Genomic DNA, 16,293 nt, shown 5'->3' on the forward strand with positions numbered 1-16,293 from the left:
CTAAGCACGAATAGTATTCATTCTTAAAAGTTTAATTTATTAAAAGGTGTGTTATGAGTCAGATTGTTGATATCAAAGCGAGAGAAGTTCTTGATTCCCGTGGTAACCCTACTGTTGAAGCCGATGTTATTTTAGCTGACGGTTCTTTTGGTTCGGCTTGTGCTCCTTCTGGTGCGTCTACTGGTTCACGTGAAGCGCTTGAGTTACGTGACGGAGATAAAAGCCGTTATTTAGGTAAAGGCGTACTAAAAGCGGTTGCTGCTGTTAATGGTCCAATTCGTGACGCCTTGCTTGGAAAAGATGCATTGGCTCAAGCTGAATTAGATAAAATCATGATTGATTTAGATGGAACTGAAAATAAATCCACTTTTGGTGCGAATGCCATTCTAGCGGTGTCTCTTGCGGCGGCAAAAGCGGCGGCTGTTTCTAAAAAAGTGCCTTTATATGCGCATATTGCTGACATAAATGGGACTTCTGGTGTCTATTCTATGCCTGTACCTATGATGAACATCATCAATGGTGGTGAGCATGCTGATAATAACGTTGATATCCAAGAGTTTATGATTCAACCTGTTGGCGCACCAAATTTCCGTGAAGCATTACGCTACGGCGCTGAGATTTTCCATGCGTTGAAAAAAGTATTAAGCGATCGTGGTTTAAGTACAGCGGTGGGTGATGAAGGTGGTTTTGCGCCAAACCTTGCTTCCAATGCAGAAGCGCTAGCGGTTATTAAAGAAGCCGTTGCTAACGCGGGTTATGAGTTAGGTAAAGACATTACATTAGCGATGGACTGTGCGGCATCTGAATTTTATGAAGACGGCCAGTATAATTTAAAAGGTGAAGGTAAAGTGTTCTCTTCAGAAGGTTTTTCTGATTACTTAGCGGATCTTTGTGAACAGTATCCTATTGTGTCTATTGAAGATGGCTTGAATGAGTCAGATTGGGAAGGCTTTGCTTACCAAACAAAAATACTCGGTGATAAAATTCAATTAGTTGGTGATGATTTATTTGTTACTAATACGAAAATTTTAAAGCGTGGTATTGATGAAGGTATTGCAAACTCAATCTTGATTAAATTTAATCAAATTGGGTCTTTGACAGAAACTCTTGAAGCGATTCGCATGGCGAAAGCGGCAGGTTATACAGCGGTTATTTCTCATCGTTCTGGTGAGACAGAAGATTCAACCATTGCAGATTTAGCGGTTGGTACTGCCGCCGGACAGATTAAAACGGGTTCATTATGCCGTTCTGATCGTGTTTCTAAATACAATCAATTACTACGTATTGAAGAGCAATTAGGTTCAAGCGTTGCATACAATGGTTTGTCTGAGATTAAAGGTCAAGCTTAATCCATTAGGCTTACTTTTAAAGGGAGAACGTGTGTTCTCCCTTTTTTTGTTTGAGTAATTCAGTACTATTGAGTTATATAAAGTAACGTAAATGTGATGTTTTTGAGAAGATTATGTGGCGTCCTGTGTTTCTGATTTTTTTAGGTGTTTTTGGATATTTAAGCTACCAGTTAATTTATGGAGAGCAAGGTATCAAGCGTCAAGAAGCGCTTGCTAAGCAAATACAATATCAAGAAAATCAAAATCAAAGGCTTTCACAACGAAATGACGCTTTGCGAGCTCAGGTTGAGAATTTACGTAAAGGAAAGGATGCGATAGAAGAACGAGTAAGAACAGAGCTTCAATACATCAAAGAAGGTGAAGTGTTTTATCGGATAGTAGATCAATGAGTGCTTGTATTTGGGTAGTCGTTCCAGCCGCGGGTGTTGGAAAAAGAATGCAATCCAACACGCCAAAACAATATTTACCACTCGGTGCCAATACGGTTTTAGATTGCACACTGGGTCAATTACTATCTCATAACAAAATAGCTGGGGTTTTACTTGGGTTAGGATCTGAAGATTCTTATTGGCCTGACTCGATTTGGTTTGGTCATGAAAAAATAAAAACCTTTGTGGGTGGTGTGGAACGTGCCGATACCGTTAGGTTAGGGCTGGATTACCTATCAAACCAACTTGGATTAAAGAATGATTTCGTTTTAGTTCATGATGCGGCTAGACCTTTAATTGCTCATCAATCTATTGATGACTTGCTTGCGAATACTAACCCCTGTGGTGGGATTTTGGCTATACCTGCAAAAGATACGATTAAGCAGAGTCTTGAAACCTCGAAGCCTTCTTGTGTCGAAAAAACCATTGATCGTAACCTTATTTGGCAGGCTCAAACGCCTCAAAAGTTCATGATCAAAACCCTAATCGATGCAATCGATTACGCTAAATCCCAAGGTGTTGAGGTTACGGATGAAAGCTCAGCCATGGAGTTATCTGGTTATCAACCAGCGTTAATTGAAGGGGATACGCGTAACTTCAAAATTACTCTACCTATTGATTTAGTTATTGCTAATGCTTTGCTAATGCATGAACCACTTCAATAGTTTGAAATATCTCAATGAATAAAAGCCACTGAATCAATGTAAAAGATGATCCGCACAACGTGATCCATTAGTTAGGAGAAAAGTCAGTATGTTGCCATTTAGAATTGGTCATGGTTTTGATGTTCATAAGTTTGGTGAAGGCGATCATATTGTTATAGGGGGGTCACTATTCCCTATGAAAAAGGCCTTATTGCTCACTCCGATGGTGATGTAGCCTTACATGCTTTAGCGGATGCCTTATTAGGCGCGGCGGCTCTTGGAGACATAGGTAAGCACTTTCCGGACACTTCCCCTGAGTTTGCCGGTGCGGATAGTCGGGTTCTGCTGCGTCATGTGATTGGGTTGCTAAGAGCGCAACAGTTTTATGTTGGCAATGTTGATATTACTATTATTGCCCAAGTGCCGAAAATGAGCCCTTATATTGAAAGCATGCGCCGTAACATCTCTGAAGATTTAGAGGTTACCCTTAACCAGGTGAATGTTAAAGCTACAACGACTGAAAAACTTGGGTTTACGGGACGCAAAGAAGGTATTGCGGTAGAAGCCGTGGCGCTTATTTTTTCTCAATAATGTTTAATGGCCTGTATGTTTCCTATACTGTCTGTTATTTCTATCTCCATACCTCCTATTTAGGCTTACAAATACATGAATACAGTTTGGCATTATGCATGGTCAAAACCCACTCTGACTGGGAATTTGAAAACAACCCCACAAGATTTCTTTGTAGAGGAAGTGTTAGGTTTCGTGCCTGATGGGCAGGGAGAGTTTGTTTTTGTTTTCATTGAAAAAGTGGGTGTAAATACCGATTATTTGGCGAAGCGCTTAGCCAGTTATGCCGACATTGATCCGAGTAAAGTGACTTATAGTGGCGTTAAAGATCGACATGCATGCACTCGCCAGTGGTTTTGTTTGCATCTGTTAGGTAAAGACATTGATTTTTCAGATCTGTCTCATGGTTTTAGGGACAATGAGCAAGTAAGGGTAATCGAAGTTGCCCGACATTCGAAAAAACTAAGAGTCGGAACGCATATTGAGAACCGTTTTATTATTCGTATACGGTCTCTTAAAGGGGACCTCATTGAGTTAGAAAATAGGCTTTCGTTGGTGAAAATGGCGGGGGTGCCAAACTATTATGGTGCACAGAGATTTGGTATTCAAGGAAACAACCTAGAAAATGGCTTGCGTTGGCTTGAGGCTGGCCGTAAAGGAAAGAAAAGATTAAGTAAAACAGAGTCTTTTTGGCTATCCGCTATGCGCTCTTGGTGTTTTAATCAGGCATTGAGCGATCAAATAGAGAGCCGGTGTTGGAATAGTGTTTTTATTGGTGATATTGCTCAAGAAGCTCATAGTTCTACTCAGTTTCGTATAAAGAGTTTAACGCCTGGATTACTGTTACGCCAAATGACAATGAAGATTCAACCTGTGCTGCCGTTAATAAGTAAAGGTTGGCAAGATGGTACGAGTGAAAAAAGAGCTCAGATGATGCGCCAATCTCTTGCTGGTAGTGAAACGATCGTTGAAGGTTTGTTGAATCTGGATTTGTCTAGGGACAGTAGGGTTACTCGATTAAGTCCCAATAATATGGAATGGGAACTGTTTAACAAAGATTCAGAGTACCCCGAGATTTTAATGCAGTTTTCTCTTCCAAAAGGCGCGTTTGCAACCAGTGTATTGCGTGAAATAGTAGATATTAATGATTGTTCAACAGAGAAGCATGATGCGAGTATTGATAGCAAATGATGATGGTATTGATGCGCTAGGGATTCAAACTCTTTATCGTAAATTGGCGTTGTCATATTCTTGTGTAGTGGTAGCACCAGATAGAAACCGCAGTGGTGCAAGTAATTCGCTTACTTTATCTAGGCCAATACAGTCTAAGCAAATCAGAGAGAATGAATACAGTGTGGATGGTACACCAGCTGACTGTGTGAATTTGGCTTTATCTGAGGTGATTAGTGGATCATTTGACCTAGTAGTGTCTGGAATCAATCATGGACCAAACTTAGGTGACGATGTTATTTATTCGGGCACGGTTGCGGCGGCTATGGAGGCTCGTCATTTAGGGCGGTCCTCTATCGCTATATCGTTACACGGCACTAGGTGCTTTGATACGGCTGCACAGATACTAGATGAGCTCTTAAAAGACAGTCACACCTTGTCTTTGCCTAAAGGGGTATTGCTCAATGTTAATGTTCCTGATCTTCCGTACGATCAACTTAAAGGGATTAAGATTACTCGTCTAGGTTATCGAAAGAGTCCTCAGCCAGCCATTTCAGCAGAACACCCCAGAGGAATATCCAGTTTTTGGATTGGTGAATTATCAGAGCCTCATGATGGTAGCGAAGGCACTGATTTTTGGGCGGTTGAAAATGGCTATGTATCCATCACGCCGCTTCATATTGACATGACTTGTTATCAAGTCATGTCGTCCCTAGAGAAATGGACCGCTAAGGTACTTTTATGACAATGGAGCATCTGCATAAGCTTACGCACTCTAATGCTAAAGCGTCTAATATGATTTTAGAGTTGCAGCAAAAAGGCATTCATCATGAAGCTTTGTTACAATTGATGTTGTCTATACCTAGGCATGACTTTGTAGAGCCTGCATTTTCTCATCTGGCGTATTCTGCCACACCATTGCCTATAGGTAAAAATCAAACCATCAGTCAACCGCTTACGGTGGCACAGATGACTCAATGGTTATTGCAATATGCTCGTTTGGGGCGAGTTCTTGAAGTCGGTACTGGTTCTGGATATCAAACTTGTATCTTGTCACACTTTTTTAATAAAGTTCATACTATTGAAAGGCAGCAGAGTCTATTTGAAAAGTCTCAAAAAAGGCTGTCATCAATGGGCATACAGAATGTTGAATTTCTCCATGGGGATGGTCATTTGGGTTGGCCAACCTCATTAAGCGTTGATGCTATTATTGTAACGGCGATGGCAAATAAGGTGCCCTTAGCATTAACAGATTGTTTAAAAGAGAAAGGCATTTTAATTATGCCCTTAGATCAGCCTGAACCCATGATAGGCTGTTGGCAGAAATGTAATGATCAATGGAAACGTTTAGATGACACTCCGGCTCAGTTTGTTCCAATGTTAGAAGGTTTAGTACGTGATTAGTTGGTTAAAGGTGTATTTCTGTGGTGTATTAATGGGAATGGCGGATGTTGTACCTGGAGTGTCAGGTGGAACAATGGCCTTTATTTTAGGTATCTATGATCGTTTAATTGGTGCTTTGAGTGGGGTGGATAAAACCAGTTTAACCATGCTGTGTAAACGAGACGTTAAAGGTATTTGGCACCATTTCGACCTCGGTTTTTTATTGGTGTTAGGTGCTGGGATTGTTACGAGTATTATTTTGTTTGCTCAAGTCATTACCTATTGGTTAAGTGCATATCCGACCTATTTATGGAGTTTCTTTTTTGGCTTGATCTTAGCTTCGTCCGTGTTATTGCTCAAACAAATCCATGTGGTGAATCGTCAAGTCGTTGTCTTTTTTGTATTGGGGGCTTGTCTTGGTGTTCTTGCTTCCGTTTTGGTTCCTATGCAGTTTGATGTGACTTATGGGATGGTTTTCTTTTCTGGAATGATCGCTATTTGTGCCATGATCTTGCCAGGGATATCTGGAAGCTTTTTACTCTTGTTGATGGGAATGTATGAAACAATCATAACGTCAATAAAATCAATGCAGTTAGATGTTATTATAATTTTTGTAGTAGGGGCATTCTTAGGTTTGATGAGCTTTTCAAAACTATTGAAATGGCTACTGACAGGCTATAAATCAATCACTCTTGCCAGTTTAACAGGCGTCATGTTAGGGGCTTTAATTAAGGTGTGGCCATGGAAAGAAACTCAAGAATGGTTGCAAGTGGGTGACAAAAAAGTATCTGCCGTTGAATCATTAATACTGCCGTGGCACTTAGAAAACTATCATATTGTAACGGATTTGGTATTACCAATTATCTGTATGTTTGCTGGCTTAATAGGTGTCTTTCTCATTAATTACATATTTTTACCAAAAGTTAAATAGAGAGACAAAAGGTCTACTTCTAGTTACGTTCTTTAGGGGGGCGTTTGTTATTTGCAAATTTGCAATGTAAAAATTTAATGAAGATACGTGACCTCATCGTTACGGCTTTTGCTTTGCTGCTGTTATCAGGTTGCGCATCGGATAGTTTTCATTATCAAAATGGAGGCGGTTCGTCTTCGTCAAATAATACGCAAGTTTCATCCATACCAAAAAGTGGTTACTATCGAGTAAAAAAGGGTGATACCTTGTTCTCTATCGCATTTCGTTATGGTATTGACTATAGAAAGTTAGCTCAAACGAATCGAATACCCTCTCCTTATGTGATTTACCCTCAGCAAAAAATTCGCTTAAAGGTATCGAGTAATACGACCAAAATAGCGAACAGTTCACCGAAAGTACAAACGAAAAAGCCCGTTGCCTCGATTAAAAAACCAAGCCAAGTTGTTAAGAGGGTGACGAAGCCAAAAGTGAACCCCCCTACAAAAAACATTTCTAAAAGTACGATACCTAATAAAAGTACCCTTAATTGGCGCTGGCCTATTAAAGGTTTTGTGGTAAGAGGCTTTTCAAATGCTGGCGTTAGTAGTAAAGGTATAGATATAAAAAGTAATATAGGCAAGCCAGTACGTGCCGCGGAAGATGGTGTTGTTGTATATTCAGGTAATGGATTGATAGGGTATGGTAACTTAGTTATTGTTAAACACAGTGAAGAATATCTAAGTGCGTACGCTTATAACCAAAGTATTTTAGTGAAAGAACAGCAAGTTGTAAAAGCAGGGGATTCTCTGGCAATTATCGGAGGGAAGGGTGAAGAAAGGCCATTATTGCATTTTGAAATTCGTCGTGATGGCCAACCGATAGATCCATTAACAGTGCTACCAGACCAGTAGGCATTATGGCTTGGAAGACTAAGGAGGTACTTATGAAAACGCTTGATCGAGATAACCAAAAAACGTTGTCAAATAATGAGGAAGTATGTGATCTAAAAGCCGATTTGGATGTATTAGAAGAAGATGCTGAGTTTGATTTAGCCGTGAGTTCTCGTTATTCATCTGAGGACAGTGGAAAAAATATTGATGTTACGCAACTGTACCTTAATGAAATAGGCTTCTCCCCCTTACTAACAGCGGAGGAAGAGGTTTATTTTTCTCGCAAAGCCTTGAAAGGGGATGAAGCTTCTCGTAAAAGGATGATTGAGAGTAACTTAAGACTGGTTGTAAAAATCTCTCGTCGTTACTTAAATAGAGGTCTTTCTCTACTGGATCTTATTGAGGAAGGCAACCTGGGGTTAATTAGAGCCGTTGAAAAATTTGATCCTGAAAGAGGCTTTAGGTTTTCAACGTACGCGACTTGGTGGATACGACAAACCATAGAACGTGCCATCATGAATCAGACAAGAACGATCAGATTACCTATTCATGTAGTTAAAGAGTTAAATGTATACCTTAGAGCGGCCCGTGAGCTGACCCAGAAACTGGATCATGAGCCTACTCCTGAAGAGATAGCCGATTTACTGGATTGCCCTGTAGAGGGGGTTCAGAAAATGCTGAAGTTGAACGAAAGAATGAGCTCTATTGATTCTCCTATGGGGGGAATGGATTCAGATAAGAGTCTAGTAGAAATATTGGCTGACACTCAGCATGTTGGTCCAGAAAGTGATCGTCAGACTAGCGATGTGTTGCAAAACATTGAAACATGGCTAGACAGCTTAAATGAAAAACAGAGAGAGGTTATTTCTCGTCGATTTGGGTTGAGAGGTTTTGAAGCGAGTACATTAGAAGATGTAGGTGCTGAAATTGGTTTAACTCGTGAAAGGGTAAGACAGATTCAAGTGGAGGCGCTTAAAAGGCTAAGAGTGATGTTGGATAAGCAAGGCTTAACATTAAGCGATGTCTTGCATGTTGAAGAAATTTAGTTAAATTTATCAAGGTAAGGGTATGAATGACATTGCCCTTACCTTGATGCTGTAATATTCAAATAGTCTTCGTCTGGATCCTCGTTATTTAATGTTGCATTTTCTTGTTGGTGCGTTGTGTTAATACTCTCGATATTGGGGCGTATTTTTAGATTTAACTTCTCTGAAATACCTTTTACCGTATACACCATGGTTTCCTCTTCTCCTTCCCCTAAGATTTCTGGTAATCCTGAAAATACTTTGTTTTGAATATCTGGCAAGGTGAATATTTCTTCGCTTAGCAGTAATGAATCAATGCTTTCAGAGCGTTTAAACTCCATCATCTGATGAATTAATGGCTGTATTCTGTCGGCATAAAATGCGTTGTCTTGAATTATTTCGTTCACATGTGGGTTGCCTTGATGCAAACTAATATGAAAATGTATAGTCGGGGTATTTTCATACATATCTGTTTTTAAAAGTTCTTTGACTACTCCTAAAAAGACTTCAGCGGTACAAACGGCATTGGTATATAAGTTATTACCGGAATTCTGTGCTGTGTAAAAAATGATGGCTGAATGACCTTCATATTGATGAACCTGCCCAAGGAAGGATTCACTTGCCTGAAATAAGGCTCTATAAATTGGCGTCAGTAAATTAGCGACCTGTAGAGGCTGCATGTTTTCGTGCCATTCTTCTAAATTGCGTATTTCAAAGAATAAAGCACAGCTTCTTTGACTTTGCTCATGCAAAATTTCATCAAAGTCTATTTCGTATTGAGGTATGTCTGCTTGGGCGGTTTCATCGTCTTCTTTTTGCCAATCAGTAGATTGTGCTGACTTGGTTGCTTCTGCTAATTGAAATGCTTCTAGATAGAAGGTAGTTGGTATATGGGCATCTTTATGTTTGTGGGATAAGGCCTCAAGAACATCGGTAATTTTATTGATAGGGGCAAATAACCAGCGACTAAAAAAGAAAATGATGCAAACGGCAAGAGCACAAATAAAGATAGCGATGCTTATTAATAATTTTTTGATGTCTGCAAGCGTTTTCTGGGAAGAGGTTCTGTCTAAAGTGATGAGTACATGTCCAACAACTTCATTACGAAACTTTACGCTTGAACTGTAAACAAGTTGAGCCTCATCTGGTCTAATCTCGGTTCCTTGGACAAAGCCTTTTACGTTACCACTGTTGGCTTCGGCAAGTAGTTCATCTTGCTTATTAAATACCCGTGCGCTAATGATGTTGTCATCAATGACTAATCGAGTCAGGAGGACATTTAAGCTAAGAAGGTCATTATTTAAAATCGATTGTGTGGCGTTAAACGCGGCTTGTGTTGCTAAACTGCTGCCAAGAACTTCTGTCTGTTGGGAAAGGTAGCTATCTAAAGCATTGGTTAATGCATACCAAAATAAGACAACAGTTAAAACCACTAAAGAAGCAAATGTGATGATCATCATCATTGTTGCGCTGAGATGACGACGACAAAAGTACAAAAAACGCTGAGATGTTTTGGTTGTTTCCATTTAAGGTATTTCCTGCAACTTGATTTTAAGTGCTTAATATCCCTTTTATATCGGCTATAAAATAGAATCTTTAGTATAAACGTGCACTTAGATAAAATTCGTATATTTGATACAATGCATCTAATTTAAATAAGGGGAACATTATGTCAGCTAGTATCACATTAATTGGGTCTATTACTTTACCTTATTTAGAAGGGTTTGAAGCATGGATAAAAAAAGGAAATCTATTTGTTAATAAACAAACATTAACAGATGATTCAGACTCTTATGATGTTGTGCGCTATAATTTAACTCAACCTTTTCCCGAATCTAAATTAACAGACATCCAAGAGTACTTGCTATCGTTATCAGATAGTACGAATATTGATCATGTATATCAATCAAAGTCTATAGATATAACAAAACCAGGCGTTGCGGTATTTGATATGGATTCAACTTTGATAAAAGCAGAGGTAATGGATGAACTTGCTGTTGATTTTGGAATTGGTGAAAAAATCTCAAAAGTTACGGCCAGTGCTATGCGTGGAGAAATCGATTTTATAGAAAGTTTTGTCCAGCGTCTGGCTTTGCTAGAAGGGCTGAGCAGTGATGTGATGGATGGGGTTTATAAGAGAATCATTCATATGGATGGAATTGCCGTATTAATGAAGGTGTTAAACCATTTTCATTGGCATACAGCGATATTATCTGGTGGATTTACTTATTTTGCTGATCGTATTGCTAAAGAATATGGCATTTCTGAAGTGCATGCCAATGTCTTAGAAATAGAAAATGGCAAATTGACGGGCAAACACCTTGGACCAATTGTTGATGCTTCTCGTAAAAGGCAACTTCTGGAAGATATTGTTTCAAAAAATGAATTGCCTTGGGATCAGACTATTGCTTGTGGTGACGGTGCGAATGATTTACTCATGTTGAATAGTGCTACTTTAGGTGTTGCACTACATGCGAAACCTTTAGTGAGAAAAGACGCGCCCCATCCAATGAGTGCCTTAGGCTTAGATGGTATTTTGTATTTATTAGGGATGACTACATCAGACATTCGAGCCATTACAAATTTATGAATGGGTTAATTTAACCTAAAGGAGAGAGTTCTTGCAGGAAATAAAGTTATCAGAAGTCGATTTGAATTTGTTGTATATACTTCAAGTGCTGATTGATGAACTGAATGTGACTAAAGCAGCCCAACGTTTAAATGTGAGCCAACCCGCTGTTAGCCGATCGTTAGCTCGTTTAAGAGAGGTGTTTGGCGACCCTCTTTTTGTTAGGACCTCTCACGGGCTTTCGCTAACAGCAAGGACTGAGAGCCTAGCGCCTTTCTTGACAGATATTTTGAAAGGGTTGGAAAATTTAATTCAACCACCAGAATTTGCACCATTGACTTCAAGCCGACGTTTCTCTTTATCGACAACGGATTTTGGGGTATTAACCGTATTACCTAAAGTATTGGATAACTTTCGTCACTCGGCACCGAACGCCGTTCTGGAAGTGAAGAACTGGCATGAAGAAACGTCTTTTGAATTAGATTCCAATGAAATTGACATTGCTGTTGCTGTGTTATCAAAAGAACCACCAAACAGTGTGCGATCCGTCAAGTTAGATACCGATAAGATGGTGTGTATTGCCCGAGCAAATCATGAGCAATTAGAGGGTAAATTAACTTTAGAATCTTATGTTAATTTACATCATGCTCAAGTGGTTCTTGGAAAAAGAGAATTGGCGGCCGTTGATAGGATATTAGCTAAAATGGGTCATCATCGTCATATTGCTGTGCAGTTACCTAACTTTGTTCCCGCCGTCCGAGTTGTTGAGAGCAGCGATCTACTGTTAACGGTTCCTAAGCTATTTGCTTCAGATATCATATCAATGCATTCGAATCTTGCTGTCTATGATTTACCTTTTGAAACAAAAGAGTTTGATTATTCAATGATCTGGCATGAGAGGCATGAATTTGATCCAGGGCATCAATGGCTAAGAGAAATAATCCAAAAAGCTTTTATTTAAACTTTAGAGACTTAAATGGTTATGCCAGCTATTAAAGCCCCGTAATGGATTGTTGAACTGCATTTTCATTGCTGGGTACTTGATAGCTGAGTAATCCATTCTTTGGTTAACATCTCAACTAAACTATAACGCCTTAAATCCATGGCATTTTCAAGATGACTAAAGTTTTCATCTAGATAATCAAACAGTATTTGTTCTCGTAATTCAATTAACACTTTCATTTGTTCACCTTGCTCAAAGGTGATGTCTTTATTTTCTAGCAGGTGGTTTAAGACTTCTTTTCTTGAGCTAACGTCTATTTGGTAATGATTTTGTAGAATGTATTTTGCTAAATCTAACATGGACGCAACCAGTAATTGAAATGAATGCTCAATAACCATTTTTTCATCTTGGTTAATAAGTTCTTTCTTCTTTTGTTTACGAAAGGTATCTAAACGCTTAATCATAGCGTGTTGATGCTCTAAGAGCGCTTGTTCCCATTCTTTATTTCTCATTGAGTTCCTTCCTTTCGTTGTCTAGATTAGTGAATACATAAAGACAGTGTAGTTTAGAAACTAGAGAATGGGTAAAAATCGTAAGTGAGATTTTCTTCAATGGTATGCTTTGCTGGTATGTGTAAGTAACCATCACACACGCAAGAGGCGAATAGTGCGCCAGAGCTTTGCTGTGCATGGGGTTGAGCTTTGTTTTGTTCAGTAAGAGACGCTCGAATAAACTCATCTCTTGCTATGGCTTTGCTGCGTCTAGCGTCTGTTTGAACTTTAAAGCGAGTCGGTCGTTTATACCGTTCTCCAGAGTGGGCCAGTATGGCGGTCCGAGCAAACCAATGGAAGGTTACAAGGGTTGAACTAGGGTTTCCGGGTAATCCAATAAAAGGGGTTTCAAAGACTCGGCCAAATACAATGGGCTTCCCTGGTTTTATGGCCACTTTCCAAAGGTTGAGCGAGCCGTTTTGCTCGATAACTTGCTTAACGTGGTCCTCTTCTCCGACAGAAACACCGCCACTGGATAAAATCAGATCGCATTCACGAGACAGTGCTTGGAGTGCATTCTCTGTTTCAATGATGTTATCTTTTGCGTGTAAGACATGCGGTATGCTATGGCCTAAGCTTTGAATTAAACTAACCAGCATGGCGCTATTACTATTATAGATTTGTCCAATTTCAAGACGGTCAGCAGCAGGAGGAACAAGTTCGTCTCCTGTGGTTAATATACCTATTTTGAGTTTTTCATAGCAGTAGACTTGTTCAATACCTAAACTTGCTAACATGCCGATATGTTGTGGCTTTAATCTTATTCCTTTTGTTAGCACTATTTGCCCTTTGGTAACATCTTGACCAGCCTTCCTAACATTGTCTCCTTTTGAACCTATATGGCTAAAGGATACCTTGCCTGATGCGTCTATATGTGCATTTTCTTGCATAATGACAGTATCAGCGCCTTTAGGAATCATGGCTCCTGTAAAGATACGAGCACAAGTGCCTGGTTGGAGTGTGTCTGGAGCAATGCCTGCAGGAATACGCTGACTCACGGAAAATAAACGCTTGTCTTGCCAATCATCGGAGCAAAGGGCGTAACCATCCATGGCACTATTGTCGGCAGGAGGGATGTTAATATCAGCAATCACATCAATGGCTAGTACTCGTTCTAATGCTTGGTTAAGAGGCAATGACTCTTTTTCTACTAAGCAGGGACTGGCGCTCTCAATAGCAAGCAGCGCCTCTTCAAAGGGCATCATGGGAGGGTGAGACATGGTTTTATCTTCCATTGAGAGTGTGCGTAGAATATAAGGTTTTAAGCGCGATAAGGGCCCAAAAGCATTTCGACGAAATTACAAGGGCGGCAAGTTGCATCTAACTGCTTCGATAGAATTTTGTTCCAAGCCGTTGTGCAAGCGTTGGTCGATCCTGGTAAACAAAAAATCAGTGTGCGATTGGCTAAGCCTGCAACAGCTCGGGATTGAATGGTTGAGGTGCCAATTTCATCATAAGAAATTTGTCTAAATAACTCACCAAATCCTTCGATATTTTTGTCGAAAAGGGGAGTCATAGCCTCTGGTGTACTGTCTCTAGAATAAAACCCCGTTCCTCCCGTAATTAATACAACATGAACTTCTTGGTTTGCAATCCATTGGGATACGACAGAGCGCATGTCATAAATATCATCTTTAACTAATTCTCTTTTAATTAGCTGGTGGCCAGCTTCGGTGAGCATAGAAACCAGTGCTTCACCGGATGTGTCTTCTGCTAAACTGCGGGTATCTGACACAGTGAGAACGGCAATATTAAGAGGTCTGAATGGAGAACGTGCTTTTGTCATGATTTTATCCAGTTGTTAACCGCCAGTGGCACTCATAAAGCGCAAAATTTGGGGCTCTTCATTTAAATTAAAGTGATGTTTCTCTGGTTTTAATGCTAGTGCTTCTACGATAGCGTCTTCTAAGGTAATCTTGTGTTCGTCTGGAGCACGTAGATAGGGTTTTAAATCCATAGAGTGCTCATTGCCTAAGCAAAGTAATAGTCGACCTTCCGCGGTTAATCGAACCCGATTGCAAGTAGAGCAAAAGTTATGACTATGAGGGGAAATCACGCCAATATGCCCTGAATGATTTTCTACATCAAAATAGCTTGTCGGTCCCCCTGTCTTTAAGCTACTTGGCGTTAAAACTAAGTGCTTCTTCAAGGTGGCAATCACGTCGTCACTGGACATATAGGCAGCGGCTCTATCGTGGTCTGTGATGACACCAAGCGGCATTTCTTCTATAAAGCTAATATCCATATTTCGTTGTAGCGCGAATTGTGCCAGATCAATTATTTCATCATCATTTTGGTGTTTTAAAATAACACTGTTAATTTTATTACGTTTAAAGTTGTATAACCCCATCTCATCAATGCCTTCTACGACTTGATGGAACTTATCTCTACGGGTCATACGTTCAAACTGCGCTGGCTTAAGTGTATCTAAGCTGACATTTATTCGTGACACGCCAACATTGAAAAGATCTTTTGACATCTTTTTTAGTTGCGAACCATTTGTTGTTAAGGTCAGTTCCTCTAAACCCGGAGAGTGACTTATTTTATCCAATGCCCAAAGAATATTTTTCCGAACAAGAGGCTCTCCTCCGGTAATTCGTATTTTTTTACTACCTAATTTGATAAAAGACTGGGCAACTTTAACAATTTCTTCTAAAGAAAGAATGTCTTTACGCGGCAAAAAACTGACTTCTTCATCCATGCAGTAGGTGCAGCGAAAATCACATCGATCAGTGACTGAAATGCGGACATAATCTATGTGACGACCAAATGGGTCAATAAGGTTTGCAGGATTCAAAGAAATTACCTCGTGAAGAATATTATCCATAAAAGCAAATTACATTTGAATATGCAAAAATGAATGCCATTATTTACATTATTGGGTCAATGCAAGTTAATTCAATGTAATAATGTTTCCTATTGATTGAGTTTGTGTAGTGAACGCTCAATTTAAACAAGCATGAACCCCTATTCCAATAAGGAGTGATCGTGAGCAAAGTTGTTGAAAATCTGATTTCATTATTAAAATTGGAACAGACGAGTGAAAATGTGTTTTTAGGGAGAAGCCAGGATTTAGGTTTTCCTAAGCTTTTTGGTGGTCAAGTTGTTGGTCAAGCTTTGAGTGCGGCACATCAAACAGTTGAAAATAGGGCCCCTCATTCTTTGCATTGCTATTTCCTTCGCCCTGGTAATGCCAGTTTGCCAATAGAATATGAAGTTGAACGAGTTCGTGATGGTGGCAGCTTTAGTGTTCGACATATCAGTGCAAGACAAGAGGGCAAAAGCATTTTGTCGATGACGGCTTCTTTTCATATAGAAGAAACGGGATTTGAGCATTTTGACCCTATGCCTAGTGTGCCAGGGCCTGATGTTTTTGAATCAGAGTTGAGTCTCTATCAGCAGCATGCCGATGAACTTCCTGCCAAGTTAAGGGCGCTTTTTCTTTCAGAAAGACCGATTGAATGCCGTGTTGTAGAAAATCAAAACCCATTTCGACCGCGTCATGGCATAGCCAAAAGCCATATGTGGATTAAAAGCATTGCCCCGTTACCTGATGACGACTTGGTGCATCAATCTATGTTGGCTTACACCACAGACTACGGATTTTTATCGACGGCACTTATGCCTCACGGTATTTCAATTGGGAATCCATACTTAAATATTGCCAGTTTAGATCATGCTATTTGGTTCCATCGCCCCTTTCGGTTAGATGAGTGGTTATTGTATGTGGCCGATAGCCCATCTGCGAGTAATGCTAGGGGATTTGTGAGAGGTCAAATATTTGATAAAGCAGGGCGCTTAGTTGCCTCAACGGCTCAAGAAGGATTGATCCGCTACCGACACAAATAAAGGTGAATAATT

The 16,293-nt window shown here is 39.9% G+C and carries 17 protein-coding genes and 1 pseudogene; 13 read left to right on the forward strand and 5 right to left on the reverse strand.

Features of this window, described 5'->3' with window-relative positions; translation table 11 throughout:
- Positions 1-53: 53 nt before the first annotated feature.
- The 10 genes and pseudogenes from eno (at position 54) to rpoS (ending at position 8,390) form a co-directional block, all read left to right on the forward strand.
- On the forward strand, positions 54-1,349 hold the full coding sequence (eno, locus tag O1D97_RS08690) for a phosphopyruvate hydratase (protein ID WP_269124722.1): 1,296 nt from the start codon (positions 54-56) through the stop codon (positions 1,347-1,349).
- A 113-nt stretch (positions 1,350-1,462) separates the two neighbouring features.
- A complete protein-coding gene (locus tag O1D97_RS08695; RefSeq protein ID WP_269124724.1) occupies positions 1,463-1,738 on the forward strand; it encodes a septum formation initiator family protein in 276 nt (91 codons plus the stop codon).
- Positions 1,735-2,442, forward strand: coding sequence for a 2-C-methyl-D-erythritol 4-phosphate cytidylyltransferase (gene ispD, locus O1D97_RS08700; RefSeq protein ID WP_269124726.1), 708 nt, complete (start codon positions 1,735-1,737; stop codon positions 2,440-2,442). Before O1D97_RS08695 ends, ispD begins: the two co-directional genes overlap by 4 nt.
- 88 nt (positions 2,443-2,530) lie before the next feature.
- Positions 2,531-3,012: pseudogene (ispF, locus tag O1D97_RS08705) on the forward strand (2-C-methyl-D-erythritol 2,4-cyclodiphosphate synthase).
- Positions 3,013-3,087: 75 nt separating this feature from the next.
- Positions 3,088-4,182 (forward strand): tRNA pseudouridine(13) synthase TruD, encoded by a 1,095-nt coding sequence (gene truD / locus O1D97_RS08710; RefSeq protein ID WP_269124729.1) that lies wholly within the window; start codon positions 3,088-3,090, stop codon positions 4,180-4,182.
- Positions 4,160-4,906: a 5'/3'-nucleotidase SurE gene (gene surE, locus O1D97_RS08715; protein ID WP_269124830.1), complete on the forward strand. Its 747-nt coding sequence runs from the start codon at positions 4,160-4,162 to the stop codon at positions 4,904-4,906. Before truD ends, surE begins: the two co-directional genes overlap by 23 nt.
- A complete protein-coding gene (locus O1D97_RS08720; protein ID WP_269124730.1) occupies positions 4,903-5,565 on the forward strand; it encodes a protein-L-isoaspartate(D-aspartate) O-methyltransferase in 663 nt (220 codons plus the stop codon). The genes surE and O1D97_RS08720 overlap by 4 nt, the downstream gene beginning before the upstream one ends.
- Complete coding sequence (locus tag O1D97_RS08725; protein WP_269124732.1) at positions 5,558-6,475, forward strand: DUF368 domain-containing protein; 918 nt, start codon at positions 5,558-5,560, stop codon at positions 6,473-6,475. Before O1D97_RS08720 ends, O1D97_RS08725 begins: the two co-directional genes overlap by 8 nt.
- Before the next feature lie 44 nt (positions 6,476-6,519).
- Entirely contained in the window at positions 6,520-7,365 is an 846-nt protein-coding gene (locus O1D97_RS08730; protein ID WP_269124734.1) for a peptidoglycan DD-metalloendopeptidase family protein, read from the forward strand.
- Between the two features lie 32 nt (positions 7,366-7,397).
- The gene (rpoS, locus tag O1D97_RS08735; RefSeq protein ID WP_269124736.1) at positions 7,398-8,390 is read left to right on the forward strand and encodes an RNA polymerase sigma factor RpoS; all 993 of its coding nucleotides are present in this window, start codon (positions 7,398-7,400) and stop codon (positions 8,388-8,390) included.
- Positions 8,391-8,428: 38 nt separating this feature from the next.
- Here rpoS and O1D97_RS08740 read toward each other — a convergent pair whose 3' ends face one another.
- Positions 8,429-9,895: an AhpA/YtjB family protein gene (locus O1D97_RS08740; protein WP_269124738.1), complete on the reverse strand. Its 1,467-nt coding sequence runs from the start codon at positions 9,893-9,895 to the stop codon at positions 8,429-8,431.
- 143 nt (positions 9,896-10,038) lie between these two features.
- On the opposite strand from O1D97_RS08740, the gene serB reads away from it, so the two are divergent.
- Together serB and O1D97_RS08750 are read left to right on the forward strand one after the other, a co-directional pair.
- A complete protein-coding gene (serB, locus tag O1D97_RS08745; protein WP_269124740.1) occupies positions 10,039-10,959 on the forward strand; it encodes a phosphoserine phosphatase SerB in 921 nt (306 codons plus the stop codon).
- Positions 10,960-10,990: 31 nt separating this feature from the next.
- On the forward strand, positions 10,991-11,899 hold the full coding sequence (locus O1D97_RS08750; RefSeq protein WP_269124749.1) for a LysR family transcriptional regulator: 909 nt from the start codon (positions 10,991-10,993) through the stop codon (positions 11,897-11,899).
- A gap of 65 nt (positions 11,900-11,964) precedes the next feature.
- On the opposite strand, the gene O1D97_RS08755 is transcribed toward O1D97_RS08750, so the two are convergent.
- Genes O1D97_RS08755 through moaA form a run of 4 tightly spaced genes read right to left on the reverse strand, consistent with a single transcriptional unit; the run spans position 11,965 to position 15,259 of the window.
- On the reverse strand, positions 11,965-12,393 hold the full coding sequence (locus O1D97_RS08755; protein ID WP_269124751.1) for a hypothetical protein: 429 nt from the start codon (positions 12,391-12,393) through the stop codon (positions 11,965-11,967).
- Between the two features lie 53 nt (positions 12,394-12,446).
- Positions 12,447-13,652: a molybdopterin molybdotransferase MoeA gene (locus tag O1D97_RS08760; protein WP_269124753.1), complete on the reverse strand. Its 1,206-nt coding sequence runs from the start codon at positions 13,650-13,652 to the stop codon at positions 12,447-12,449.
- A gap of 41 nt (positions 13,653-13,693) precedes the next feature.
- Positions 13,694-14,218 (reverse strand): molybdenum cofactor biosynthesis protein B, encoded by a 525-nt coding sequence (gene moaB / locus O1D97_RS08765; protein ID WP_269124755.1) that lies wholly within the window; start codon positions 14,216-14,218, stop codon positions 13,694-13,696.
- A 15-nt stretch (positions 14,219-14,233) separates the two neighbouring features.
- Positions 14,234-15,259, reverse strand: coding sequence for a GTP 3',8-cyclase MoaA (gene moaA / locus O1D97_RS08770; protein ID WP_269124756.1), 1,026 nt, complete (start codon positions 15,257-15,259; stop codon positions 14,234-14,236).
- A gap of 161 nt (positions 15,260-15,420) precedes the next feature.
- Between moaA and O1D97_RS08775 the strand changes: the two genes are divergently transcribed.
- Positions 15,421-16,281 (forward strand): acyl-CoA thioesterase, encoded by an 861-nt coding sequence (locus O1D97_RS08775; protein ID WP_269124758.1) that lies wholly within the window; start codon positions 15,421-15,423, stop codon positions 16,279-16,281.
- The last annotated feature ends 12 nt before the right edge of the window (positions 16,282-16,293 follow it).

Source organism: Marinomonas phaeophyticola (assembly GCF_026966905.1).
Taxonomy (GTDB): Bacteria; Pseudomonadota; Gammaproteobacteria; order Pseudomonadales; family Marinomonadaceae; genus Marinomonas; species Marinomonas phaeophyticola.